Source organism: Bacillus sp. T-10(2022) (genome assembly GCF_056502895.1).
This window is the reverse complement of the sequence record NZ_CP113518.1, coordinates 1768276-1794685: the sequence shown is the minus strand read 5'-3', so window position 1 is coordinate 1794685 and position 26410 is coordinate 1768276. Positions and strand designations below refer to the sequence as shown.

26 protein-coding genes are annotated in these 26410 nt (G+C 42.4%); all 26 read right to left on the bottom strand.

The features are described 5' to 3' along the window. Positions 1 to 96: 96 nt before the first annotated feature. Complete coding sequence (locus OSJ91_RS08840) at positions 97 to 1386, bottom strand: solute carrier family 23 protein (RefSeq protein ID WP_101224597.1); 1290 nt, start codon at positions 1384 to 1386, stop codon at positions 97 to 99. Positions 1387 to 1562: 176 nt separating this feature from the next. After that, positions 1563 to 2105, bottom strand: a complete 543-nt coding sequence (pyrR, locus tag OSJ91_RS08835; RefSeq protein WP_241591299.1) for a bifunctional pyr operon transcriptional regulator/uracil phosphoribosyltransferase PyrR — start codon at positions 2103 to 2105, stop codon at positions 1563 to 1565. Between the two features lie 196 nt (positions 2106 to 2301). Beyond that, positions 2302 to 3219 carry an RluA family pseudouridine synthase gene (locus OSJ91_RS08830; protein WP_214750815.1) on the bottom strand — a complete coding sequence of 306 codons (918 nt, stop codon included), beginning with the start codon at positions 3217 to 3219 and terminating at the stop codon, positions 2302 to 2304. Beyond that, a complete protein-coding gene (lspA, locus tag OSJ91_RS08825) occupies positions 3212 to 3682 on the bottom strand; it encodes a signal peptidase II (RefSeq protein ID WP_350301960.1) in 471 nt (156 codons plus the stop codon). Before lspA ends, OSJ91_RS08830 begins: the two co-directional genes overlap by 8 nt. Positions 3683 to 3877: 195 nt before the next feature. After that, positions 3878 to 6646, bottom strand: a complete 2769-nt coding sequence (ileS, locus tag OSJ91_RS08820; protein ID WP_485891871.1) for an isoleucine--tRNA ligase — start codon at positions 6644 to 6646, stop codon at positions 3878 to 3880. Between the two features lie 394 nt (positions 6647 to 7040). Next, the gene (locus OSJ91_RS08815) at positions 7041 to 7556 is read right to left on the bottom strand and encodes a DivIVA domain-containing protein (RefSeq protein ID WP_034313857.1); all 516 of its coding nucleotides are present in this window, start codon (positions 7554 to 7556) and stop codon (positions 7041 to 7043) included. A gap of 85 nt (positions 7557 to 7641) precedes the next feature. Further along, positions 7642 to 8415 carry a YlmH family RNA-binding protein gene (locus OSJ91_RS08810; protein ID WP_485891385.1) on the bottom strand — a complete coding sequence of 258 codons (774 nt, stop codon included), beginning with the start codon at positions 8413 to 8415 and terminating at the stop codon, positions 7642 to 7644. Between the two features lie 133 nt (positions 8416 to 8548). After that, a complete protein-coding gene (locus OSJ91_RS08805) occupies positions 8549 to 8815 on the bottom strand; it encodes a YggT family protein (protein WP_350301958.1) in 267 nt (88 codons plus the stop codon). A gap of 6 nt (positions 8816 to 8821) precedes the next feature. Continuing rightward, the gene (locus OSJ91_RS08800; RefSeq protein ID WP_137018787.1) at positions 8822 to 9286 is read right to left on the bottom strand and encodes a cell division protein SepF; all 465 of its coding nucleotides are present in this window, start codon (positions 9284 to 9286) and stop codon (positions 8822 to 8824) included. A gap of 21 nt (positions 9287 to 9307) precedes the next feature. After that, entirely contained in the window at positions 9308 to 9979 is a 672-nt protein-coding gene (locus tag OSJ91_RS08795) for a YggS family pyridoxal phosphate-dependent enzyme (protein ID WP_350301957.1), read from the bottom strand. 2 nt (positions 9980 to 9981) lie between these two features. Further along, positions 9982 to 10809 (bottom strand): peptidoglycan editing factor PgeF, encoded by an 828-nt coding sequence (gene pgeF, locus OSJ91_RS08790; protein WP_350301956.1) that lies wholly within the window; start codon positions 10807 to 10809, stop codon positions 9982 to 9984. 54 nt (positions 10810 to 10863) lie between these two features. Further along, on the bottom strand, positions 10864 to 11133 hold the full coding sequence (locus OSJ91_RS08785; RefSeq protein ID WP_137018790.1) for a YlmC/YmxH family sporulation protein: 270 nt from the start codon (positions 11131 to 11133) through the stop codon (positions 10864 to 10866). Between the two features lie 220 nt (positions 11134 to 11353). Beyond that, complete coding sequence (sigG, locus tag OSJ91_RS08780) at positions 11354 to 12133, bottom strand: RNA polymerase sporulation sigma factor SigG (protein WP_034313871.1); 780 nt, start codon at positions 12131 to 12133, stop codon at positions 11354 to 11356. 151 nt (positions 12134 to 12284) lie between these two features. Further along, entirely contained in the window at positions 12285 to 13004 is a 720-nt protein-coding gene (sigE, locus tag OSJ91_RS08775) for an RNA polymerase sporulation sigma factor SigE (protein WP_034313874.1), read from the bottom strand. Between the two features lie 58 nt (positions 13005 to 13062). Beyond that, positions 13063 to 13989, bottom strand: coding sequence for a sigma-E processing peptidase SpoIIGA (gene spoIIGA / locus OSJ91_RS08770; protein ID WP_350301955.1), 927 nt, complete (start codon positions 13987 to 13989; stop codon positions 13063 to 13065). Between the two features lie 449 nt (positions 13990 to 14438). Continuing rightward, positions 14439 to 15596: a cell division protein FtsZ gene (ftsZ, locus tag OSJ91_RS08765; RefSeq protein ID WP_101224586.1), complete on the bottom strand. Its 1158-nt coding sequence runs from the start codon at positions 15594 to 15596 to the stop codon at positions 14439 to 14441. Between the two features lie 44 nt (positions 15597 to 15640). Continuing rightward, complete coding sequence (ftsA, locus tag OSJ91_RS08760; RefSeq protein ID WP_137018792.1) at positions 15641 to 16939, bottom strand: cell division protein FtsA; 1299 nt, start codon at positions 16937 to 16939, stop codon at positions 15641 to 15643. A 267-nt stretch (positions 16940 to 17206) separates the two neighbouring features. Then, on the bottom strand, positions 17207 to 17572 hold the full coding sequence (locus OSJ91_RS08755; protein WP_137018793.1) for a small basic family protein: 366 nt from the start codon (positions 17570 to 17572) through the stop codon (positions 17207 to 17209). Next, a complete protein-coding gene (locus OSJ91_RS08750; RefSeq protein WP_350301954.1) occupies positions 17572 to 18282 on the bottom strand; it encodes a DUF881 domain-containing protein in 711 nt (236 codons plus the stop codon). The genes OSJ91_RS08755 and OSJ91_RS08750 overlap by 1 nt, the downstream gene beginning before the upstream one ends. Positions 18283 to 18324: 42 nt before the next feature. Beyond that, positions 18325 to 19017: a DUF881 domain-containing protein gene (locus tag OSJ91_RS08745; RefSeq protein WP_350301953.1), complete on the bottom strand. Its 693-nt coding sequence runs from the start codon at positions 19015 to 19017 to the stop codon at positions 18325 to 18327. After that, positions 19004 to 19786 (bottom strand): cell division protein FtsQ/DivIB, encoded by a 783-nt coding sequence (locus tag OSJ91_RS08740; RefSeq protein ID WP_485891384.1) that lies wholly within the window; start codon positions 19784 to 19786, stop codon positions 19004 to 19006. Before OSJ91_RS08740 ends, OSJ91_RS08745 begins: the two co-directional genes overlap by 14 nt. Before the next feature lie 130 nt (positions 19787 to 19916). Next, positions 19917 to 20825 (bottom strand): UDP-N-acetylmuramate dehydrogenase, encoded by a 909-nt coding sequence (gene murB, locus OSJ91_RS08735; RefSeq protein WP_260357038.1) that lies wholly within the window; start codon positions 20823 to 20825, stop codon positions 19917 to 19919. A 355-nt stretch (positions 20826 to 21180) separates the two neighbouring features. Then, positions 21181 to 22287, bottom strand: coding sequence for a stage V sporulation protein E (spoVE, locus tag OSJ91_RS08730; protein ID WP_434547772.1), 1107 nt, complete (start codon positions 22285 to 22287; stop codon positions 21181 to 21183). Positions 22288 to 22441: 154 nt separating this feature from the next. Further along, positions 22442 to 23794 (bottom strand): UDP-N-acetylmuramoyl-L-alanine--D-glutamate ligase, encoded by a 1353-nt coding sequence (gene murD, locus OSJ91_RS08725; RefSeq protein ID WP_350301950.1) that lies wholly within the window; start codon positions 23792 to 23794, stop codon positions 22442 to 22444. Beyond that, positions 23795 to 24772: a phospho-N-acetylmuramoyl-pentapeptide-transferase gene (mraY, locus tag OSJ91_RS08720; protein WP_101224579.1), complete on the bottom strand. Its 978-nt coding sequence runs from the start codon at positions 24770 to 24772 to the stop codon at positions 23795 to 23797. It abuts the gene before it with no gap. An 88-nt stretch (positions 24773 to 24860) separates the two neighbouring features. Continuing rightward, on the bottom strand, positions 24861 to 26333 hold the full coding sequence (locus OSJ91_RS08715) for a UDP-N-acetylmuramoyl-L-alanyl-D-glutamate--2,6-diaminopimelate ligase (protein ID WP_485891383.1): 1473 nt from the start codon (positions 26331 to 26333) through the stop codon (positions 24861 to 24863). Positions 26334 to 26410: the final 77 nt, after the last annotated feature.

Sequence of the window (26410 nt, the reverse complement as noted above, 5' to 3'; positions counted from 1 at the left end):
ACTCTTTATCCCGTTCTCATTCATCTTTACAGCAACACCCTTTTAAGCCTCTCTGGACTTCTTTTAAAAGGTGATTTATTTTTTTGATGCAGTATCTTATTTTTCAAATATATCTCCGGATATTTTTTCCCGGTCCGGAAGAATCAAGTTAAGAAGGATTCCGACGATGGCTGAAAGTGCCATTCCGGAAAGCGAAACCGTTTCCGATAGTTGTACGAACGCTCCTCCGATTCCTAACACCAGGATGACTGAAGCTATCATCAGGTTTCTTTTCTTGTCAAAATCGACCTTATTATCAATCAGCATCCTTAATCCGCTTGATGCGATGATACCGAAGAGCAAGATGGAAATGCCGCCCATCACCGCGCTGGGTATCGAGCTGATCACTGCTGAAATCTTACCGTTAAAGCCAAAGATGATGGCAGTCAATGCTGCCCCGCCGATGATATACACACTGTACGCCTTTGTCATCGTCAGGACCCCAATATTTTCACCATATGATGTCAGCGGCGGACCACCGATGAAGGAACCAATCATGATTCCTGCTCCATCTCCTAAAATCGAGCGATGCAAACCGGGCTTTTCCAAAAAGTTTCTGCCGACTACTTTGCTCAGTACCATCTGGTGACCAATATGTTCTGATAAAGTTACGATGGCGACGGGTACCATGATGGCAATGACCTCCCATGAGAAGGTCGGTGTATAGGTTACATATGGCAACATGAAGTCAGGCATTTCCCACCATTGTGCTGACTTGATCGGTTCATAATCTATTATTCCTGCAACAGCCGAACAGGCGTAGCCCACTATGATTCCCATTAAAATCGGGATTAAGTTAATGAATCCTTTAAAGAACACGTTACAGATGATGGTTACCGCTAAAGTGATCAGCGCTATAACTATATAAGTGACGCTGTATTTATCTTGAGGATCATACATTGCCATGTCCACGGCCGTTCCGGCAAGGCTTAATCCGATTACGATGATGACCGGGCCTACCACAACCGGAGGAAGTATATTCATTAACCAGCGCAATCCGACTTTTTGGATAATCAATGCTACTATCCCATATATGAACCCTGCTGCAAAACAGCCGATCATGGCCGCCTCCGGACCACCTAAAGCCTTTGCAGCGATGATTGGCGTAATGAAAGCGAAAGATGACCCGAGATAAGCTGGTATCTGACCTTTGGTTATCAATAAGTATGAAAGTGTGCCCAGCCCGCTTGAAACCAACGCTACCGCCGGGCTTAACCCTACCAAGAATGGCACCAGCACCGTTGCACCGAACATGGCGAACAAATGCTGGATGCTTAACGTAATCCACTGGCCAGCCTTTGGTACGTCCTCGACATCCAGTACGATATCCCTTTTTGTTTCTTCCATTTCCGTATCCCCCTCATGAAAATTCCATCAAAACTGCAAAAACCCTCTTTGCAGTATACAAAGAGGGTTTCTCAGAAGGCGAATGCCTATGCATAAGCATAGCTCTCCCGATTGACTCCCCTTTGCCAGCCTCTCTGGACTGTCTTTAAAAGGGTAATATGAAATTTTCATGTTGTTTAGTTTTCTAATATAGTAACTTGATCTACTTCATCTACTTCTGTTAACGTAACGGTAATTTTTTCAGATTGGGAAGTCGGAACGTTTTTGCCGACGAAATCCGCTCGAATCGGCAATTCCCTATGTCCCCTATCCACTAATACGGCAAGCTGGATTTGCGAAGGTCTTCCCAAATCCACCAGAGCATCCATTGCCGCTCTAACGGTTCTGCCTGTGAAAAGAACATCATCCACTAAAATCACTTTCTTGTCGGTGATATTGACCGGAATGTCTGAACCTTTTACGATGGGTTCCCCATCATTGGTCTTTTTCGAAAGGTCATCGCGATAAAGTGTAATATCCAGTTCACCCAGTTCTATTTCCTTGCCTTCTATTTGATTGATGCGCTTTGCAAGACGGTCTGCGAGGAAAATCCCGCGTGTACGTATCCCGATTAAGACGCAATCTTCTATACCCTTATTTTTCTCAATAATTTCATGGGCAATTCTCGTCAAGGCTCTGCTAATGGCCTTCTCATCAAGTACTATGGCTTTCTCATTCAACACGTCGGCCACCCCGATTCCATTTTTCTGATAGGTCAATTTCAACAAAAAATCCTCATGCCAAGAAGGCATGAGGATTTTATCGCTATGGGCATAATTATCCCATTTTGCGTATCCGTTTCCTTCTCAGTCTCTCTGAACTGTGTTAAAGGTTCTTATTAAGTTGTTATTATAATATATCAGAAAAACGAATTTGTCAATCCTTACTTCTACGCAATTGATTAATTAGATTTTCAAACTCTTCCGGAATCGGAGCTTCGAATTCCATATACTCATTTGTACGAGGATGAATGAAACCTAGAAGACCGGCGTGCAATGCTTGTCCATCTAATTTCAGGGTCTTTTTCGGACCGTATTTCGGATCACCCGCTAGCGGGAAGCCAATGTATTTCATGTGAACACGAATTTGATGTGTCCTTCCTGTTTCAAGCTGGCATTCCACTAAAGTGAAATCCTTGAAGCGTTCGATGACCCGGAAATGCGTGACAGCATTTTTGGCATTCGAATCTGTGACAGTCATGCTTTGGCGATCTTTTTTATCGCGGCCGATCGGTGCATCGATCGTTCCGAAGTCATGTGGGATCACACCATGAACTACAGCTTGATACTTACGGGTAACCGTTTTGTCAACAAGCTGCTGTACCAGCTTTTCGTGTGCCATATCATTTTTGGCAACCATCAATAGACCTGATGTATCTTTATCGATTCGATGGACGATTCCAGGCCGCATGACACCGTTGATTCCAGAAAGATCCTTGCAGTGAGCCATCAATCCATTTACAAGCGTGCCGGATACATGTCCAGGTGCCGGATGGACGACCATACCGCTCGGTTTATTAACCACAAGTACATCTGCATCTTCATAATAGATATCCAAATCCATTTCCTCTGCTACCGCATCCAATTCCTCAAGATCCGGAATCGTCACTTCGATTGTATCGCCAGGAACAGCTTTGTAATTCGTCTTTATCGCCGTGCCATTTACCAAAACATGATCATCCTTAATCCATTGCTGGACCTGAGTACGTGACCATTCCTCATTCAAAGTGGAAAGAGCCTTATCAATCCTGACTCCTTTTAGTGTTTCATCGATGCTGTATAACCTTTTATCCATTATCTTTCTCCTTAGCGTTTTTTTCTTCTAAAAACATATGAATCACGAGCAGTCCGACACCAATTGAAAGCGCAGCATCAGCAACATTGAATACCGGGAAACTGTAGCTGAAAATATAGGTATGAACGAAATCCACCACTTCCTGACGAACAACACGATCGATGAAATTACCAATCGCACCGCCTAGCATGAGACCAAGTGCAGCTCCAAGCAAAACGCTTTCCTTCGCCATTTTCTGAATATAATAGACAAGTCCAATAATGACAGCGATGGTGATGATGTAGAAAAACCACATTTGACCTTGTAGAATTCCCCATGCTGCCCCACGATTACGATGCGAGGTGATATATAGAAGGTTTTCAATAATTTCAATGCTTTCTCCGTACTCCATTTTTTTCACAATCATCCATTTTGTCAGCTGATCGAGAGCTATGACCAAAAGGGCAATCAAATAATAAAACACATTTTTTCCCCCAAACTAATCAAATCTTCACTTTTGAATTGTAGCATAAACTAGAAATAATGACTAATCCGAAAAACAGAATCTGCTGTCGGTACTTGAAGAATATAGGGGAGATTGGATAAAGGCAATTCCCTCTGGGGGTTTTACACAAAAAAGCCGGGCCCTTCATAAAGGGACCGGCTTTCCTTTTTTGAATTATTGATTCACGTAATGCTCTTTCACGACTGTAGCACAACGCGGGCAAAGTGTTGGATGTTCTTCCACTTGACCTACTTCCTTCGAAACATTCCAGCAACGTTCACACGTTTCACCTTCTGCTTTTGTAACAAGGATCGCTATATCCTCAAGTTTAACCGCTTCTGCTGGGGCACTTGCCACATCGCCAGCGATTTCGAATTCAGAAACGATGAATAGCTGTTCAAAGCTTTCCTTGATGCCATCAAGCAGGTTCTTCGTTTCTTCATTAACATAGACCATCACTTTAGCGTTCAGTGATTTTCCAATGACCTTCTGGTTACGGGCTTCTTCTAATGCTTTCAGAACATTATCACGGACATCCATGAACGCCGTCCATTTTTCTTCAATGACTTCAGCATCATCAATTGAAATTTCTTCAGGCATCAATGTCAACTGTACACTTTCTTCCGTTACACCCGGAATGAACGCCCATACTTCATCAGCTGTATGAGAAAGGATCGGTGACACCAATTTCGTTAAGCTGACCAATGATTCGTAAAGGACCGTTTGAATGGCCAAACGCTCTTTACCATTTGGCGCTTCACAATAAAGAATGTCTTTTGCATAATCGAGGTAGAACGAACTTAAATCCTGTGTACAGAAATTATTGACCATATTATAAATTGTAGCAAACTCATAATTTTCATAACTTAGCTTCGAGTGTTTGATCAGTTTATTCAATTTAACCAGCATGTATCGATCGACTTCAGGCAATTCTTGAACTGCCACTTTATCGGTTTTTGGATTGAATCCATCCAAGTTCCCTAACAAGAAGCGGAATGTATTACGGATTTTACGGTAAACTTCCGAAACTTGTTTTAAAATAGGATCGGAAACCCTGACATCCGATTGGTAATCCACCGAAGCTACCCAAAGGCGTAAGATATCTGCTCCAAGTTGGTTCATGACTTTGGATGGCAGTACGACGTTCCCAATCGACTTACTCATTTTACGGCCTTCGCCATCCAATGCGAACCCGTGGCTAAGTACACCTTTATATGGCGCTTTGCCTGTAACCGCAACACTTGTTGAAAGTGATGAGTTAAACCAGCCGCGATATTGATCGGAACCTTCTAAATAAAGGTCAGCAGGACGCTGCAAGTCGTCTCTTTCTTCAAGTACCGCTTGATGGGAAGAACCGGAATCGAACCATACGTCCATGATATCCGTTTCTTTCGTGAAGATACCATTCGGGCTGCCTTCATGTGTATAGCCTTCAGGCAGAAGTTCTTTCGCTTCACGCTCAAACCAGATGTTTGAACCGTGTTCACGGAATAGGTTTGAAATATGGTCGATGGTTTCATCCGTAATGATCGGCTCGCCATTTTCTGCATATAACACTGGAATTGGCACGCCCCAAGCGCGTTGGCGGGAAATACACCAATCCCCGCGGTCACGGACCATATTGAATAGGCGAGTTTCGCCCCAAGCCGGTACCCATTTGGTTTCTTCAATCGCTTCCAGAAGCTCACTGCGGAAGTCTTTGATTGACGCGAACCATTGTGCTGTTGCACGGAAGATCGTCGGCTTCTTCGTCCGCCAGTCATGTGGGTAAGAGTGCGTAATGAACGTCAAGTTCAATAACGCGCCTGCTTCAGTTAATTTTTCGGTAATTGGTTTATTCGCTTGATCATAAAATAATCCGGCAAACTCCCCTGCCTCTTCCGTCATGACTCCTTTTTCATCTACAGGACAAAGTACGTCCAAGCCATATTTTTGCCCAATGATAAAGTCATCTTCACCATGGCCAGGCGCCGTATGAACACAGCCCGTTCCAGCTTCAGTCGTTACGTGCTCACCTAACATCACTAAAGATTCGCGGTCATAAAGAGGATGTTTGGCAACAGCACGGTCCAACTCGCTACCTTTTACCGTTTTTTCGATAGACGGGTTTTCCCACCCTAATGTTTCCGTTACCGATTCAAGCAGTGCCTCAGCAAGTAAGAATTTTTCATTTTCGACAGCCACTACTACGTAATTTAATTGCGGATGCAATGAGATACCAAGATTGGCAGGAATCGTCCATGGAGTTGTCGTCCAGATGATGATTTTGACGCCTTCATCGATTACGCCTTTGCCATCAGTGACTTCAAAAGCAACATAGATCGACGCAGAGCGTTTGTCTTGATATTCAATTTCAGCTTCGGCTAGCGCTGATTCACTTGATGGGGACCAGTAAACAGGTTTTTTCCCTTTATAAATGTAGCCTTTTTTCGCCATTTCACCGAATACCTTGATTTGCTGTGCTTCATATTCAGGCTTTAATGTGATATAAGGGTTTTCCCAATCACCACGGACCCCTATTCTCTTAAACTGCTCACGTTGATTGTCAATCTGACCATAAGCATACTCTTCACAAAGCTTTCTGAATTCGGCAACGCTCATTTCTTTCCGTTTCACGCCTTTTTTCGTCAATGCCGTTTCGATTGGAAGCCCATGCGTATCCCAGCCAGGTACATACGGTGCTTGAAAACCGCTCATCGATTTAAATCGGACAATGAAATCCTTTAAAACCTTATTCATTGCATGGCCCATATGGATATCGCCGTTGGCATATGGAGGTCCATCATGCAAAATGAATAAAGGACGTCCTTCCGTTTGTTCTTGCACTTTTTTATAGATGTTCATTTCTTTCCATTTTTCTTGGATTTCCGGTTCACGTTTCGGTAAATTCCCCCGCATTGGAAATTCAGTTTTAGGCATCAATAAGGTATCTTTGTATTCCATCATAAAATCCTCCATCCGTCTTTTAAAAAAATTCATTCGATCCGATGACTTGATATCCGGCCAAAATAAAAAGCCCTCTCATCCCTAAAAAAGGGACGAGAAAGCTTTGCTTCCCGCGGTACCACCCTGGCTAGAAAGATCCACATAGTGAATCCAACCTCTCGAGCATTCGTAACGTGAATGAAACGCTTCATTTACTTACTGCACAAGCAGGTTCAACTCAGAACTCAAGGGTGATCTTCAATATCTTCGCTTATTCCGGGCTTTCACCATCCCCGGTTCGCTAAAAATAAGTGTGTGAAGAATTTACTTTCCCTGTCATCGTCTAATTTCATAATGAATAGTATTGTTAAAAAATTATATGCGAAAAAAGTGTTCAAAGTCAAGGAATCGTTTAAATTTCCTCTTCCACTCTCTCATTTAATTCTATTTCAGTCGCATCCACTTCATAATCCAGAAGATGATCCCAATCGTCATTGTCCAGCAAATCCAGCTGTGCACCGACAAGCATTTTGAAACGCGTCCGGAATACTTTCGATTGCTTTTTCAAATCCTCAATATCCATCGCTATTTTCCTTGCTTTCACAAGTGACTCATTGACGATCCTGTCAGCATTTTTCTCTGCTTCCTTTATGATCAGTTTCGCTTCTTTTTGGGCATTGCGCCTTAATTCTTCGGCTGCTTCCTGAGCGACAATAATCGACTTGTTAAGTGTACCCTCAATTGTCGTAAAATGTCCCAAACGATCAAAAGTCTCGTTCAGTTTATCTTCAAGTTCTTTCTTCTCCCTCAAAATCAGTTCATAATCTTTAATGACCTGGTCGAGAAATTCATTTACTTCATCTTCATCATACCCTCGAAATACTTTGTTAAATTCCTTGTTATGTATATCTATCGGGGTTAAGGGCATTACGGCACCTCCAGAACGGTTTCTACTCTAGTATGTTAAAACTCTATATTCGACAATAAATTTATAAATCCTGCTTTTTATTGAATTATTTTTGTCTGGCTAACGAGATTCTCCACTTATCCTTCTTGGTTTTCCCATCAATGGAAGCTATTTTACATCTACCAAAACCTCTGATGGAAAGTGTATCACCTTCACGGCATTCTTCCGAGACGTTTTCCGTTTGCTTGAAATTCACCTTTACTTTTCCTGACGTTATCAAGGCCTGCGTCTTTTGACGGGACATATTCAGGACGGACGATAGCACACTGTCAAGCCTAAGGGAACTGACGGTGGTTACATGCTCTTCCCATTTTTCCTTAACTTGGACGATATTCTCGATCGGAAGCCGTTTCATGGAAACGGAAGCATTACCTATTTTCTCCAGATTCCCAGTGAGATATGAATCCATCTCTTCGGCAGCTATAAATTGAATATGCTCCTCCGTCACTATTATATCACCAAATTTTTCACGCTTTACCCCCAGTGACATCAAGGTTCCAAGTATTTGCCTATGTTCAAGCGTTACAAATTTTTTTGGATAGGAGATATCGTATAAGGAGATATTGAAATCCGATGGTTCAGGAGAGTAATAATCAGGGTAAATGAGCACACGTTTTCGCTCTACGAAATCGCTCCCGCCATTGAATTGCAGTTTCACATCCGGATCATTCCCCATTAAGGAAGTAAGGATTTCCTGCTGACGCGGATCAAGAAAATCAGATAGTTTCGGAGCGTAGGAATTTTTAACCTGATCAATCCAATTCATGGCCTGGTCAATAAAATCTTTTTCCTCCGGCCTGAAATGCTGATAAATGCTCATGATTGAATAAATGCTCCTTAGTTATTAAATTAATGGTTTATCATAGGAATTGATTAAACTCATTCTGCGTTGCAACTACACAGCGGAGAATCTTCCGACTGTGTAGTAAGATGCATGTCAGGTTAATTGTTGATCATCCTATCAAAGTCTGTAAGTAATTAATTCCATAACCGCTGGCAAAATTAAGTACCAGCAAAGCAACAAGAGGTGAAAGATCGATCATGCCAAGTGGCGGAATGAACTTTCTGAACGGTTCTAAATACGGTTCGCAAATCTTTTCCAGAAATTGACCAATCGATGTCTCCCTTGCATTGGGGAACCATGACATCAATATGTAAACGATTAATGCCATTGAATAAAATTCAATTAAATAATATAAACCCTGAAGCACTAAACCCATTAACCATTACCACCTCGCTTCTTCGTACTCCTCTTCGGCGGCGAAGCCGGTAATATTACCGGAAACATCGACGTTGTCCGGGGTACATAAGAATATATCTGTTCCAATTTTTTGGATATCCCCGCTGATTGCATAGACAGTCCCACTTAGAAAATCAATGATTCGCTTTCCTTGGTCATGCTGGATTCGTTGAAGGTTCACGACTACAGCGCGCCTGTTTTTTAAATGGTCAGCTACCTCCTGGGCTTCTGCATAAGCACGAGGCTCCAATAATACTACTTTAGAAGATTTCTGTACGCTTTGCAAACTTACGATATTCTGATTTGTATTATTCCCTGCAGAAGCTGACTGCTGCTGTTTAGCTGACTTCACGACTTTTGGTTCAGCCTCCTCTTCTTCCATCACTTCATCCCTGTACTCATACTCATCATCCAGCGCGAAATAAGATTTAAATTTTGATACGAACGACATCTATAGCGTACCTCCTTAAAATTATTCGCCTACAAGTGCTGTACCAATCCTGATCATTGTAGCGCCTTCTTCAATGGCAATCATGAAATCATTGGACATACCCATGGACAATTCAGTGCAGGGGGCATGCTTCAACTCTAAATTTTGTATTTCAACCTGGATGCCCTTCAGTTTCCGGAAGCATTCCCGCAAAACCTGTTCATCATCGGTCAATGGAGCCATCGTCATCAATCCTGCAACATTCACCTTATCAAAATCGGATAACCCTTTTATGAAATCCATTGTCGCGTCAGGATCCAGACCATGTTTTGATTCCTCACCAGAAACATTCACCTGCACTAAACAGTTTATCGGCTCTTTTGCGCGTTTTTGAATTTCTTCTGCCAAAGAAATGCGGTCCAATGAATGGATATACGAAATTTTATCGATGACATTCTTTACTTTGCGTGTTTGCATGGAACCAATATAATGCCAGGTGGGCTTGTCCTTGAGCACTTCATATTTAGTCAAAAGCCCTTCGTCACGGTTTTCACCCAAATCGAGTATTCCCGCTTCCAATGCTTCATTCGCTCTCTCGACCGAAACATATTTCGTCACTGCGATCAACTTTATCGCTTCACGGGCCCTTCCACTATTTTCACATGCTCTATTTATTTTTTCTTCGATGTTTTTTAAATTGTCCACTACTTTCACTATTACTCTAAATCCTCCTTCCAACCGATAAAGCTCATCAATCTGCCTGTCTTCCCGTTATCACGGCGATGTGAAAAAAACAATTCATGATCACAGCTTGTACAGTATGATGTAACGTCGATCTGACTTTGTGGAATTCCTGATTTTTGAAGAATCAATGCATTAAGTTGCTTAAGGTCCAACTGATATTGTCCTTCACTGATTAAATTATAGGGCTTTTCGTCAATATCTACCAGCAAATTCTGCACTAAATCCATGACATAATCATCAACTACATAGCACTTCGAACAAATTGACGGTCCAACAACGGCAAATATCTCATTTGCTTTTATACCCTCACTCAGCCAAGCCTCAACCATTTTTCGTGCAATTCCATTAACGGTACCCTTCCAGCCAGCATGTGCCACCCCAATCATACCATGTGCCGGAGCAAGAAAGTATAAGGGCACGCAGTCTGCATAGCAAAGGGTCAATAGAGCGTTTTTGTCCTTCGTATAGAATCCGTCAGTCGCTTTAAAGGCCGAATCATAATCTGCAGCACCTCTCCCGCCATCATGGCTGGTAACTTGACGGATTTTCGTTTCATGTGTCTGCTCGGCGCCTATCCATTCATTAAGCGGAAACATCAGCTTATCGGCTATAACCCTGCGGTTTCCCTGGACATCTTCAAGTTCATCACCGACATGAAAACCGGTATTCAATGTTTGAAAATCACCTGTACTGACTCCCCCATTTTTTGTGGTGAAGCCCGCTACGAGCTGGAGATTTTTTTGTCTCCAGCTGTCAATGAGCATGTATTGATCTTTTATTAAAACAAATGGCTCTTTCATGCTATAAACCTCTTTATTTTTAGTCTAGTGTATCATATATTTGCGCCATGCACCTTAAAACCGTTCATCTTTCAGTTCTGCTTGAAATACCGTCTGATGTTCAACAAGTATGACATCTGCACCGATTTTTTTTATTTTGCGCCACGGAATCACAATATCCTGCTCCTTGCCAAAAAAACCCATTAATCTGGTTCCATTCGAAACGACAATGGCCTCTATTTTCCCCGTGGCCGTATTGATTTCAAGATCTGACATATTACCTAATTTCTTGCCATCCGCTATATTGACGATATCCTTAATTTGAAATTCGGAAATCCTGGTCACATCACTCAGCTCCTCAAAATTTCATCATAGATGAAGGTCCTATTCCTATGTATATGACATGATGCGCTCAAGGATGAAGAATACGATAAATAAACGTCCATTCGATTCACGGAAGGGCTTTTCTACAAAATAAAAAAGCCGCTATGGATAAGTAGCTGCTAAGCGGGTATCGACATTTTTGCCCTACCCGCTTCAGCTAACTACTTCTCATGCTCAGCTTCTACTGTTGGATATTTTTATTCATTTGCTTGATTGCCGCTTTTTCCAATCGGGAGACCTGTGCTTGTGAAATGCCGATTTCCTCGGCTACCTCCATTTGCGTCTTCCCTTGGAAAAACCGTTTACGAAGGATCATTTTTTCCCGGTCATTCAACCGTCTCATACCTTCATTTATAGCTATCTCATCAATCCAGGTACTATCTTTATTTTTTTCATCACTCAGTTGGTCGAGTACATAAATCGGATCCCCGCCATCATTATAAATCGGTTCAAAAAGTGAAACTGGATCTTGTATAGCATCTAGTGCAAAAACAATTTCTTCATGAGGTACTTCCAACACCTTGGCGATTTCTTCAGCTGTCGGCTCACGAAGGGTCTGGCTTATGAGCTTCTCTTTTACCTGCAAAGCTTTGTAAGCGATGTCTCTTAAAGAACGGGATACCCGAATTGGATTATTGTCACGAAGATATCTTCTTATTTCTCCAATAATCATCGGTACAGCATACGTTGAAAACTTAACATTTTGACCTAGGTCAAAGTTATCTATCGACTTCATCAACCCTATACAGCCTACCTGAAATAGATCATCTACATACTCTCCCCGATTGTTGAAGCGTTGAATGACGCTTAGAACGAGTCGAAGATTCCCGTTTACCAGTTTTTCTCTTGCTGAAATATCGCCATCTTGCAGTTCTTTAAAGAGTTTTCTCATTTCTTCATTCTTTAAAACCGGTAATTTTGATGTATCCACACCGCAGATTTCAACCTTATTACGAGACAAAATTATTCCCTCCTCACAGGAGCGCTGTACAAAAAACAGTATCTCCGCGGGAGGAAAAAATATGCACATGGCTAGAACAGAAATCCGCCATTATTTTTCAATATAGCTACCAAAGTATTGATTTGATTGACATTTAAGCAAAATTATTTTTTTACACCATTTTATTAAATTCTTTACGAAGCCTCTTAATAATCCTTTTTTCCAAACGAGAAATGTAAGATTGGGAAATCCCCAGCATGTCGGCAACATCCTTTTGGGTTTTTTCTTCTCCGCCTGCAAGTCCAAAACGGAGTTCCATTATCTGTTTTTCACGTTCAGATAACTGTGTAAGTGCTTTTGTCAGTAGCTTACGGTCAACGTTTGCTTCAAGATCTTTCGTGATAATGTCATCGTCCGTTCCAAGTACATCGGATAACAGAAGTTCGTTTCCATCCCAATCAATATTCAGAGGTTCATCAAAAGAAACTTCAGAACGGATTTTGTTATTTCTGCGTAAATACATTAATATTTCATTCTCGATGCATCTTGAAGCATATGTAGCCAGTTTTATTTTCTTCTCAGGATTGAATGTATTCACAGCTTTGATTAAACCTATGGTACCAATGCTGATTAAATCTTCAATATTGATGCCGGTATTTTCAAATTTCCTGGCAATATAAACCACCAGCCTTAAATTACGTTCAATCAAGATCGAGCGTGCAGCTTCATCGCCATTGGGTAATTTATTGATCAGTATAGCTTCTTCTTCCTTTGAAAGGGGAGGCGGCAGTGCCTCACTCCCTCCTATATAAAATATTTCGTCCGTTTTCAATCCGAGCTTGAACAATAGTTTGTACCAAAAATAAGTGAGCCGAAGAATGAATTTCTTCAAAATAATTCTCCCTTCTAATAAACGGATTATGGGTCAAATTTAAGAGTGAATCGATGGTTCAGGAGGCATTTTGCACCGGTATCCCGGTTAACATTTTCGGGTGAACGATAGATTGATAGCTATTGTCGGGAGAGAGTTGCTGAAAGGTAAACGAAACGAGACCCTGCTTGACGTGAAATTCTTTTTCTCCTTGAACGATTTTGATGTAATCCGGTTTGATTGCGGTTAACAGCTGATGTTCATGACCCACAACTTTATAAGGGATTACACGCATTCTTCCTGTCCATGAATATTCGGGCTGCTCTTCCTGACTAATCAGGTTATCAGGGTTTTTAAAAAGCTCCAGCATATCGTCCGGAATTCCTGTTTCCCCGCCAGAAAGTGCGATGATCATTACTGGGGAACGTGTAATGGGGTCATATAGTTGATTGCCGCTATCCACCAATCCATGAAATTTCCCTTCGAAGTCAGAAATTTTAACCGAGACCGAAACCATTTGTTCATGTGTAAGTTTTGTCATCTCCATTCCTTCAAGTGTTCGCTTGGAAAATTGCCATGCGAGCGGGAACCCGATCATTATGAATATCCAGCTGACAGGGTCCCCAAAACGGTTGATTCCTGCATATTGACCAGGGTCCTTGGACACGATTTGGAATTCAAATAGGTAATGTAGTCCTAGAAGGATACCTCCCGATAAAAACGTCACGAAATATAAAGTGGCCACCGATTTCATGAAAAGTTTTAACCTATTGAACCCAAAGGTTGCCAGCACCATGACCAGGGATACTAAAATCTTCATGTACACTCGGTCGGCAATTGCATAAAAAGGAGTGAATGCCAATACGATAATGAAGGAACCAATCAGCCCGCCGATGCATACCCGCCAAAGAGCTACCCTTCGTTTGAGAATGATTGCGGTCCAATATAAAAGGAGGCAGTCAAATAACCAATTCAACAACCAGATCACATCTAAATATAAAGTCAAACACCCTCCCCTCCTTTTATGAACTAACCTTCCACTAGCAAAAAGTATAGCGTACCTGCCCTTAGAAAGTGTGTCACTTTTTGTACTGAAAACTTAAGAGTTTTTCAGTCATTTTTACCCTTTTTGTAGAAAAACAGCTATTGATATTTTCATTACTGTCATAGAGACTATCCTGCTCCCTTTTACTTCTGTCGATTTATGTTATAAAAGTTTAATAATTTATTGCTCTCATCTTTTTGGATTCCTTCTGCCAAGGCGATCCGTCAGATACCGCTGAGGGACGTGCAGGCAAGAACAAAGATACTATTATGCAGATTTCGTTCTGCACATCGGTCAGAGTGATAAAGCTGAAGAATGCCCCATTATGATTGGACACTACTGCTTTTAAGGAATTCATTTATTAACGTCAAAAAACCGTCCCCAAATGGGGACGGCATGTGACGTCGATATTAACGGCGTCTATTGCGGTTACGGAGGAATGTTGGAATATCCAAGGCCTCGTCACCTTGATTGGCATTACGTGCAGGCTGTTCATTGACTTCTTCCCTCTTCACTTCCCGCTTCACGTTTTGCTGTGGCGTTTGTTGTGTCTGAGGTCTTGATTGCTGCTGTTGTCCGAGTGTTGGACGTCCAGTAGGCCGTATTGAAGCTTCAACCTCGTTAAAGCCTGTTGCAATTACCGTAACGACGATTTCATCTTTTAAGTTTTCATTGATAACCGAACCAAAGATCATGTTTACGTCTTGATCGGATGCAGTAGCCACGATATCGGCCGCTTCCTGGACTTCAAAAAGACTTAGGTTCGTACCACCTGTAATATTCATCAGTACACCTTGGGCACCATCAATCGATGTTTCAAGCAGCGGACTGGAAATGGCTTTTTTCGCCGCTTCCGCCGCACGGTTTTCCCCTGAGGAAATCCCGATTCCCATAAGTGCGGAACCTTTGTTTGACATGATGGTCTTCACATCGGCAAAGTCCAAGTTAATTAGACCTGGAACAGCAATTAGATCTGAAATCCCTTGTACACCTTGACGAAGCACATTATCTGCTTCACGGAATGCTTCAAGCATTGGCGTGCTTTTATCGACGATTTCAAGGAGGCGGTCGTTCGGAATGACGATCAGTGTGTCAACCGATTCCTTCATGGATGAAATGCCGCCTTGTGCCTGTGTTGCACGTTTTCGGCCTTCGAAGGTAAATGGACGCGTAACTACACCCACTGTAAGTGCTCCTAGATCTTTAGCAATGCCAGCTATGACAGGAGCAGCCCCCGTTCCCGTACCGCCGCCCATTCCAGCCGTTACGAATACCATATCGGCACCTTTAAGCGCTTCTTCGATCTGCTCTTTGCTTTCTTCTGCAGCTTTTTTTCCTACCTCGGGATTGGCACCTGCACCCAAACCGCGTGTAAGCTTTCCACCGATTTGCATTTTGATTTCTGCTTTTGATAGATTAAGAGCCTGTGCATCCGTATTGACAGAAATAAACTCAACACCCTGTACACCATGCTCGATCATTCTGTTTACCGCATTGTTTCCGCCGCCGCCAACACCTATTACTTTTATCGTTGCTAATTGTTCTAGATTAGAATCAAACTCCAACATGACAATCCTCCTATTTTGACGAAATTCCCGATTCTTAATGATTGTTATTCAAAAAAGTAACCTAGGATTTTTTTGAATTTAGATTCACCTTTTTCACCTTGTTTTTTAGCCGTGTTCTCTTTGTTTTTCTGAGAAACCTTCTGGCTGCGCTGGTCGTTATCTTCTTGTGCTTGTCCAGCTGCTACAGGAGTTTTATTAGCGGTGTTTTTTTGCATTCTCTCTTTCTTGCATGCATGTTTAATCAAACCAACAGCTGTCGTGTATTGAGGTTCCCTGACACCGATGTAATTCGGTTCAGCTGTCCTTACCCGGTTTTGGAACACATATTGAGCAAGCTCCAGGACTCCCGGCATCTTGACGACGCCCCCGGTCAACACGAAACCACCCGGTATATCCTGGAAGCCAAGTCTCCTCAAATCATCTTGAATCAACTCGAATATTTCGGTCACCCGCGCTTCAATGATATCCGAAAGCATTAACTGGTTGCAGGTTTGCTGCTGATCGCTGCCGATGATCGGTATTTGGAATACTTCATCTTCAGACGCGTCATCATAAAAGGCATGTCCATGCTTCACTTTTATTTTCTCAGCTTCTTCCATCGTTGTCCTTAGAACGATGGAAAGATCCTTCGTAAGTGTTTCCCCGCCTATAGGTATCACAGACGTATATTGTAAATAGCCTTGTTCGAAAATTGCCAGAGTCGTGGAACCTCCGCCAATATCGACAAGTGCCACACCAAGTTCTTTTTCATCCTTGGATAATACAAGGGAACCTGCGGCTAAGGGCTGAAGGGCGATATCGGTTATTTCTAACCCTGCCCTTTCCACACAGCGCAGCGTATTATGTAAAATTGTCCGAAGACCTGTGATTAATATCCCTCTCATTTCCAACCGGACACCTATCATGCCCCTTGGATCACTGATTTCATCAAGTTCATCAACTTTGTAATGGATCGGCACCACGTCGATGATTTCCCTGTCGGATGGTATCGTTATTAACTCCGCGGCTTCCCTGACACGGAAAACGTCATGCTCGGTAATCTCTTTATTGTCACTGGATACCGCTACTACCCCATGACACGGCTGAAGCGTCACATGATTTCCGCTTATGCCGACGATTACCTTTTTTATCTCCATCCCTATCATCCGTTCTGCTTGCTCTATAGCCTTTTGAATGGATTGGACGGTTTCATCTATGCCGACGATCGAACCCTTTTTGAGCCCCTCTGATTTAACATTTCCCACGCCGATTATATTTAATGTGTCATTGACCATTTCCCCAATGATAACTTTTACACTGGATGTACCGATGTCAAGACTTACGTATATTTCGTTGCTGTTCATTCCATGGCACCTCCTTCAGTTTTATACATGTATTAGTAGAATAACATTTTTATATCGAAGACTTATACATTATAGGATAACAGAACTGATTACAACAACTCGCAAATTTTTTCATAATAAGCGGTTCAATTTGTATTTCCCGAACAAAACTCGTAGATTTCTCTCTTTATGATGCTTATTGTTCGCTTCTTTAACGAGTCTGATATCATTAATAAACTAGATACTGCCATAAACTATTCGTCATTTATGACTTAATTCCCTTTAAAATTATCGATTTTTTTTCTGCTTTTTCCGGGAAATGGACCATTTTTCAATTAGGATCCTTCTAATCAGGGCAATATTTTGAAACAGCCTTACGCCGAACACAAAGATTGCGGCTAAATATAAGTCTACACCAAGATGTACACCTAGAAAAGCCAAACCTGCGGCTAAAACAATATTAAAGAAGAATCCTGTTACAAATACTACTTCATCATAAAGATTTTGCAGATGAGCCCGTATGCCCCCAAATAAGGTATCAAAAGCAGCAAGCACGGCAATGGAGAGATAATTTGAATATTCATGGGGAATATCAAAGTCCACCAAAAAACCAAGCGTGATTCCAATCAATAGTCCGAAAACCGGAAGCCACATTACGATCCCCCCCCATCCATAATGGGTTCCATGTGTTTTACATCAATAGCATTTTGGTAGGCCGGCAATGTCAACTCACCGGAAGGCACCTTAATCTGCACTTCAAAATTATCTATAAAGAAATCATCCATAAGTTCGGAACCTTCTATGCGCTGCTTCAGTTTCTTTGGATTAACGGTTATTGCCTGCAGTTCGACCGGGTAATGAACAAGAGGATATCCGTCCATTTTCGGCTGCCCATTAATATCACGAATAACCGATGTTGATATATACCTTTGTCCTGAAATGGAAATTTCGTCAGCGCCATACCTATACATTTCATTAATGAGCCGAATGATCAAAACAGGTGAAATATATTCGACCTTCTCACCAAGAAGGATATCCGCTTTGATAGGCTGTATGGAAACGATGACCCCATTACCTTTTATTTCGGTCAAACCTGCGTCAGTCTTTAATTCGGTCAGGGTGTCACGCAATACTTCTTCTTTACTCTCATTTTTCTTTGTTTCATAGGATGCTATTTTTCCCTCAAGCTTACTGATACCCTCTATTAACTCCGCCTGGGTCTGCTGTTCTTTCAATAAATCATTTTTCAGCTCCCACATATCCCTTGTATCGGATACGACAGGCTGATTCACCAAATTGAATTGAATTGCGAGCATGAAGCCAGCAATCAACGTAACCAAACTAAAAGAAAGCTTTTTATTCATTTCCAGTTTCTCACCAATCTTTCATCGACTCCGGCGGTCTGATCACCCTCCAATAATTGGATCAAAAATGATATTCTTTTGCTTTTCCACTGTAAAGATAATATTCTCATTAACCAGCTGTTCCTTGATGCCACCGGGCAGGTCTAGTGAAGCAGCCAGGACATCCGGGTCCCCAATCGCAGAAATGATGAAGGGAGCAGGATGCTGATGGCCATCGATTGTAATCACAGGCCCATTACAGATTATGTATGAATCATGATTTAACCTTTGACCGTTAATCGCAACAGCCTCTGCACCTGATATGTATAGTTCATTGACGACCTTGAAGACATGCTGTTCATGAACGAGGTAGTTATTAACATTGGCTTCCGACTCCATATCTGTACCATCTTCAAGCGTCACCTGAAGGCCTGAGCCTTTCACCTTCACTTTTCCGAGAAACATCCGGTATTTTTCCGTATCTCTTGCCAAATTGAAAAAAAGCTGTTTTTCCTGCGCTAGGTCCTTTTCTATTTGGGACACATTTTCCTGCTTCTGAAGGAGTTCCTTCTGAAGTTCCCGGTTCTGTTTCTCTTGTTCGATCAGCTGCTGCCTGAGTTCATATTCCTGATCCCAGGCTTTGTCCTTCCCTGCACCTTCACCTTCTTTGGTCAGATTGTAAGAGAAGGCAATCATGAATCCGAGAACCACGCAAACCAGGGGTAAAACCACCCGTTTGCCATTAATTTTCCTCATTGGTTTCTTCCTTTTGTTCATCGTCTTCATATGCTTTAAAATAAGAACCCACTTCCAGATCGATGACTCCCTTTACCTCTGGATCCAGCTGGCTGACTATCGATGGGTAGTGAATCATTTTCTCGTATAAAGTACGGCTCGTCGCACTTACTTCAAACCCATCGTTCATAAACATGACGATATGGTAGTCATCGGTTTTGGTTGGAGCGTAATGAATTTCCGAAATGGCATTCTGGATCTCGACAGGAAGCTTGTCCAGCTCTTCTAAAAGCAACTTTAATGCTTTACCCTCTTTGAAACCAATTAAAACAGGGGCAAATACTGGAATTTCGCCTGTTGCTAACTCCTCTAAAACGGACCCGTTTTCCAAAATGGGTGCAAACTTCCCATTATTGGAAAGATATGCCATCCTATTGTGTTCCGAAACCGTAATTTTAATGGAATTAGGAAATACCGGAGTCACCTTAACGCTTTTTATTTCTTGATTTTTTTTGATATTGGCTGCTGCTGCCCCTGTATCAACCTTCCAGATGCTTCGATCCTTCTTCACTTTACTCAATTTAATGATCTGTTTGGAAGTAATATAACGATTCCCCTCTACCTGCACGGATTTCACATAGCTCAACGGGGATAAGAAATATAGCACACAAGCAACCAGAATGAAGAAAAGGGAAAGCAAAAGAACAAGCCGCCTGTTTGCTTTGCTTTTTCTTAATTGTTTTAATTTCGGGATGCGGTCCTCAATGGAAACGATTTTCCCCTTTTCCATCCCCTTCACCTCTTCCTGTAAAAATGGATGGTTCTTGAAAGTGTGAAATCAAGACAAACTCAATATTTGGCTATTTACAAACTTTAAAAGGTAACACATTATATCACAATATATGGATATAATGAATCCACTATTTTCTGCCGATAATTTCCACTTCTGTTTCCATTTCAATTTCAAATTTATCATACACAGTATCCTTCACATGCTGTATCAAGGCTTGAACATCCGCTGCACTTCCATTACCTGTGTTAACGATAAAGTTCCCGTGCATCGGTGAAATTTGGGCTCCGCCAATAGAATGTCCCTTCAGGCCTGCATTCTCGACCAATTTACCAGCATGATGTGGAAGTGGATTCCTAAATATGCTCCCGGCACATGGAAGATTATACGGCTGGGTATCTTTACGGTAATTCTTGTTATTCTGCATTCTTTCTACGATTTCGGTTTTATCGCCCTCTGTCAATTGAAAAATTGCTTCCAGCACGATACCCGGTCTTTTCTTCTGAAGCAGAGAAGTTCGATAAGAAAACTCCATTTCTTCCTTCGAAAGCCAAGCTAAAGTTCCATCTTCGAAAAGAACATGTGCCTCCTTGAGAATTTCACTCATATCGGAACCGTGTGCACCAGCGTTCATATAGACAGCTCCGCCGACGGAACCAGGAATCCCACTGGCAAATTCCAATCCTGCATACCCTTTTTTACTGATTTGCACGGACAGGCTGACAAGTGATACCCCAGCTCCTGCTTTTATCTCCGTCCCATTTATCTCGAGATGATCAAGTCCTTTACCCAATTTAAGAACGGCACCTTCAATTCCGCCATCACTGACAAGTAGGTTCGAGCCCCTGCCGATCACCCTCCATGGCATCCCATGATCTTTAATGACCTGCATCGTTTTTTCTATATTTTCAATGGATGACGGCACGATGAATAAATCTGCCGGCCCCCCAATTTTCATAGTTGTATGATTCGCAAGCGGTTCCTGTTCAAGAACTTTGCCGATTTTCATTTCAGTTAATTGCTTTATCACATTATCCATGATAAACCTCCTTGTTGTTCCAAAAATTCCAAGTTATAAATTTTCATTTCCTCTTCCATGAGGTCCCTTATATTACAAGATTAATAACGCATTTTAGCAGAAAAATGAACAGAAGCAAGCCCCAGTACGGCCTAACCCTCTTATACTATAGTCTAAACAAAGCCGTATTGCCAATATTTATTGTGGATTCCCCAACATTCATACATGGTAATATTTAAGCGGCATTTCATTTATTACTAAATTTCGGCAAGGCACCCTCCAAAATCGTTTTCCTGCAGGGGTTTTTGACTTAAAAAAAGGGAAGCCCTGCGTTCAACAGGACTTCCCTTTTGCCAAACCATATATTTTACTTATTTCAGAACCTTGAATACCGGCTAATATTCAGGAGCACCCCAATCGCCATCAACATGAGCGTCAGTGATGAACCGCCATAACTTAAGAGGGGCAAGGTGATCCCCGTAACTGGCATCAGTCCCGTTACCACCCCTATATTGATCATCACTTGAATGGCGACCATCGCAATGATTCCCACCGCTACAAGGCTCCCATATAAATCAGGGGCACCAAGTGCGATCCGAATTCCCCGCCAAAGCATGAGCGCAAATAATAAAATGACGAGAGAGCCCCCGATGAAGCCAAGTTCCTCTGAGAGGATGGCAAAAATGAAATCAGTCTGCGGTTCTGGTAAATAGAAAAACTTTTGGCGGCTTTGCCCGAGTCCCAGGCCGAACAATCCACCGGGCCCGATTGCATAAAACGATTGAATCATTTGAAATCCGCTGCCTAAAGGGTCTTCCCAAGGATCCAGAAAAGACGTGATCCTTTTTATCCGGTAGGGCGCTGACAAAATCAGACCGATAAAACCTGCTACCCCGATTAGCCCCAAGCCGACAAAGTGACTGATCTTTGCCCCGGAAATAAAAATCATGACGATGCACGTTCCAACCATTACCGTTCCCGTTCCTAGGTCCGGCTGTAACATGATCAATCCAAATGCCAAAAACACTAAACCCAAGGATGGAAGCATCCCTTTTTTAAAGGAGGTGATCAGCTTTTGCCGTTCCGATAAAAACTTAGCTAAAAAAGCGATCATTGCCAGCTTCATGAACTCAGAGGGTTGGATCGAAAAGGCACCTACCCCAATCCAGCTCCTCGAACCATTTCTCGCCATCCCTATACCCGGTACAAGCACAGCCAGTAACATAATGAAACAAATGATGATAAGGATCTTGGCCCATGTCCGCCACGTCCAGTAATCCACATTCATGATGAAAAACATGGCTATGACACCAACGCAGGCAAACAGCAACTGTCTTTTAGCAAAATAAAACGAATCATCAAATTTATATGTTGCCCATATGGCACTCGCGCTGTAAACCATGATTAATCCAACAGTCAAAAGACTTAAGGTGACGATAATGAGAATGAGATCAGGATTCGATTTTTTTAATGGCACGGACATCCACCTCTAGGAAGTTTTTCGAGCCTGCGAATATAAACATCAATGCTGATTGCTTGTCAGCACTTTAGTCAAAAAAAAAGCGATAACGGCTCATTATCGCTTTTTTCCAAGGTGTCAACGTAGAAGCAGGTTCACTTCTCTTTTGCGAAAGCTCTTACTTAAGTTTATGCACGGCCTCCATAAACATGTCTCCTCTTTGCTCAAAAGTTTTATATTGATCCCAGCTTGCACAAGCCGGGGAGAGAAGAATGCAGTCGCCTTCATTTGATAATTCAAATGCAGCCGGCACGGCCTTTTCTACATTATCGACACGTTTTATATTCGCTATTCCTATTTCTTTGGCTACCCGTTCAATTTTTTCTGCCGTTTCACCAAAAGTTATCACGGCTTTGACATTTTTCATCGCCGGTTTCAACTCATCGAATTCATTTCCGCGATCCAAACCGCCTGCCAATAAGATGACAGGTTCCGTAAAGGATGTTAATGCTTTGGATGCTGCAAGAATGTTCGTCGCTTTCGAATCATTATAAAATTTACGGTTATCGATCGCTGCGACAAACTGCAGACGGTGCTCCACACCATAAAATGTTTTCAGTACAGTCTGAATGGCTTCGTTAGCTACACCCTTCAGTTTTGCCGCCGAGATGGCCGCGAGCACATTTTCCAAATTATGCTTACCAGGAAGGGCTATCTCTGAAACTTCAATGATTTTTTCCCCTCGGAAACAGGCGGCTCCATTTTCCACATAGGCTCCATTTTCATGTTTCACTTCAGCTGAAAAAGGAACAAGTTCAGCCTTGGTCTTTTTCGCCATGGATAAAACAAGATCTTGATCTGCATTATAAATCATGAAATCTGAGGCTATTTGATTTTTCGTAATGGCAGCTTTTGCTTCGACATATTCCTGTTTGGAACTGTGATAATCCAAATGTGCATCATACAAATTTGTCACGATTGAGATTTCAGGACGAAATTCGTCTATTCCCATTAACTGAAACGACGACAATTCAATGACGATCGAGTCATCGGGCTTTGCTTTTTGGGCAACACCAGAAGCCACTGTACCGATATTACCGGCAATCAGCGGGGATTTTTCACCGATCTTCAACATTTCGTATATCAATGTTGTCGTGGTCGTTTTCCCATTTGTACCAGTGATTCCTATGAAAGGTGCCTCACTTATCTGATAGGCTAGTTCCACTTCCGTTATAACTGGAATCCCTTTTTCCAATGCGCCTTTTATAATAGGGTTCCGATAGGGGATTCCCGGGTTTTTCACGATCAGCTCGAAACCTTCATCAAGGAGCTCGATCGGATGACTGCCGCAGATGACTTTGATTCCCTGTTCAAGAAGTCCTTGAGCCTCAGGATTTTCCGATAATGGCTTCATGTCATTAACTGTCACGAATGCACCTAATTTATGTAGAAGCGAAGCTGCCATCACTCCGCTTTTTGCCAAACCCAATACTAATATCTTTTTCTCTGAATATTTTGCAGTCTCTTTCAATTATATCCACACCTCTAAATAGATTCCGAGTACCGCACACAGCAGCCCCACTGTCCAGAAAGTCACGACGACGCGCCATTCCGACCAGCCGGAAAGCTCATAATGGTGGTGAAGCGGACTCATTTTAAAAATACGTTTACCAGTCGTTTTAAAAGATCCTACCTGCAGGATGACCGAGAGCGTCTCTATGACGAAGACTCCGCCAATGATTACCAGGAGGATTTCAAGCTTCGTTAACAAAGCGATGGTTGCGATTGCTCCTCCAAGGGCCAAGGAACCCGTATCCCCCATGAAAACCTTTGCTGGATGTGCATTGAATACCAAAAATCCGAGTACTGCACCGACAACCGCCACCGAAAAAATAGCGACATCATATTGCGACTGACTCCAGGCCAAAATGGCAAAAGCACCAAAGGCAATGGCTGATGTTCCTGAGACAAGTCCATCAAGCCCATCCGTCAAATTGACGGCATTCGAAAAACCTACAAGCCAGAAAATAACGATAAACAGATAAAACCAGCCAAAATCAAAAGCAAAGTCAGTGCCCGGAATCGTCAATTCAGGATTAAAACGGTCAGTCTGCTTAAAGACGAAGTAAAAGATGACCGAAATCACAATTTGTCCAAGCAGTTTTTGCTTGGAGGTCAGTCCCAGGTTTCGCTTCATGACCACTTTGATGAAATCATCCAGGAAACCTAATAAACCAAAACCTAAAGTAACGAATAGTAATAAATACGTTTCGGTTGAAGGTGCCGAGAATTTCAAAGTCATGATCAGTGTAGCGATGGTAACAGATAATAATATGACCAAACCGCCCATGGTGGGTGTTCCCGTTTTCTTCAGATGCGATTGTGGGCCTTCTTCCCTGATACTTTGCCCGAATTTCAATCTTCTTAAAAACGGGATGAAAATCGGCGAAAGAAGAACGGTTACTAAAAACGCCACCAAAATCGTATAAAAAATCACTTGTTCCAACATTCCTTACTCCCTCATTCCTAACACAATTCAAATATAAAATTCTGCTTAATGTCTTTTCTTATTTGCTCCAGGGCAATTTAGCGTCGGTTCAAACTGAACCCAAACGACTTTGAATCGCCTTTTCCGCTTCTTCACGGTCATCGAAGTGAAGCACTTCGTCACCGACCAATTGATAGGTTTCATGACCTTTTCCAGCTATTAATATAACGTCGCCCTCTTCCGCCTTGGAAACAGCGAAAGCTATCGCCTGCCTGCGGTCTTCGATAACCGTATATTCTTTGCCTGCTACACCAGCTTCCATATCCCGGAGGATCTGGGCAGCATCTTCACTGCGCGGATTATCCGAAGTGAAGATCGGGTCAGTCGCCAAGCTGCAAGCAATTTCAGCCATGATGGGACGCTTTGTCTTGTCTCGGTCCCCGCCGCAGCCCACTATCACAAAGATTTTCTTTCTAGCAAACTCACCAACAGTCTTGAGAACATTTTCTAAGCTGTCCGGAGTATGGGCATAATCAACAATGACCGGGAAGTCCTGATTCGCTGTAATGAGCTCAAAACGGCCTGCAACACCTTTTATTTCCTCGATGGATTTAATTGTCTCATCCAGATCGTTACCGGCGCACAGAGCGGCAGAGATGGCAGAGAGTACATTATAAACACTGAATTTACCAATCAGCTTCAGCTGAATGTAACGCTCTTCTTTACCTGCTGTCAAGGTGAAAGAGGTGCCATTTGCATCAATTTTTATATCCGTGGCCCTGATATCCGCATCTTTGTCTATGCCGTATGTAACCACTGTCGCAGCAGTCGCTTTAATGAACTCGGCTGTTGCCTCATCATCAGCATTAAGCACAGCATATTTAGGACGATTTTCTATGTAAGCATTGCCGAGCTGTGAGAAAAACAAGGATTTTGCTTGCCTGTATCTGTCCATGGTTTTATGAAAATCCAAATGATCCTGGGTAAGATTCGTAAAGACGGCAATATCATAATCACAGCCATGGACACGTCCCAGCTCAAGTGCATGAGATGAAACTTCCATAATGGCCGTGGTAACAGATGCTTCGGCCATTTCATGAAAAGCCTTCTGCAGCGTAACGCTATCTGGCGTCGTATTCTTGGTTTCATATACCGTATCGGCAATTTTTGTATACATCGTGCCAATCAAGCCGGTTTTTTCTTGTCGATCCTCGAAAATCTTTTCCAATAAGTGACTTGTCGTCGTCTTTCCATTCGTACCTGTAATTCCGATCAAGCGCATCTTTTGAGTCGGATGGCCATAAAATGCATCGGCAAGCACCGCCATCGCCCTGCTCGAATCCCTGACTACGATCACGGGAACATCGAGGTCAAGCGGCCTTTCGGCAATGACTGCTGCAGCTCCATGTTCTACAGCAAGTCGGGCAAAATCATGTCCATCGACTGTATAACCTTTTATACAAACAAATAAACTTCCGTCTATGACTTTACGGTTATCATTTTCAATGGAGGTGATTTCAGGATTCTCTCCTTCATACGGAAATAAGGAGTGTAAATAAGATAGTAATTTGTGAAGCTTCATTTTTCCATCCCTCTCAACTTAATTTGAGGATTCATTATATGTGATTAGCCTCGGCTTGTCGAGAAAACCAATTTCAA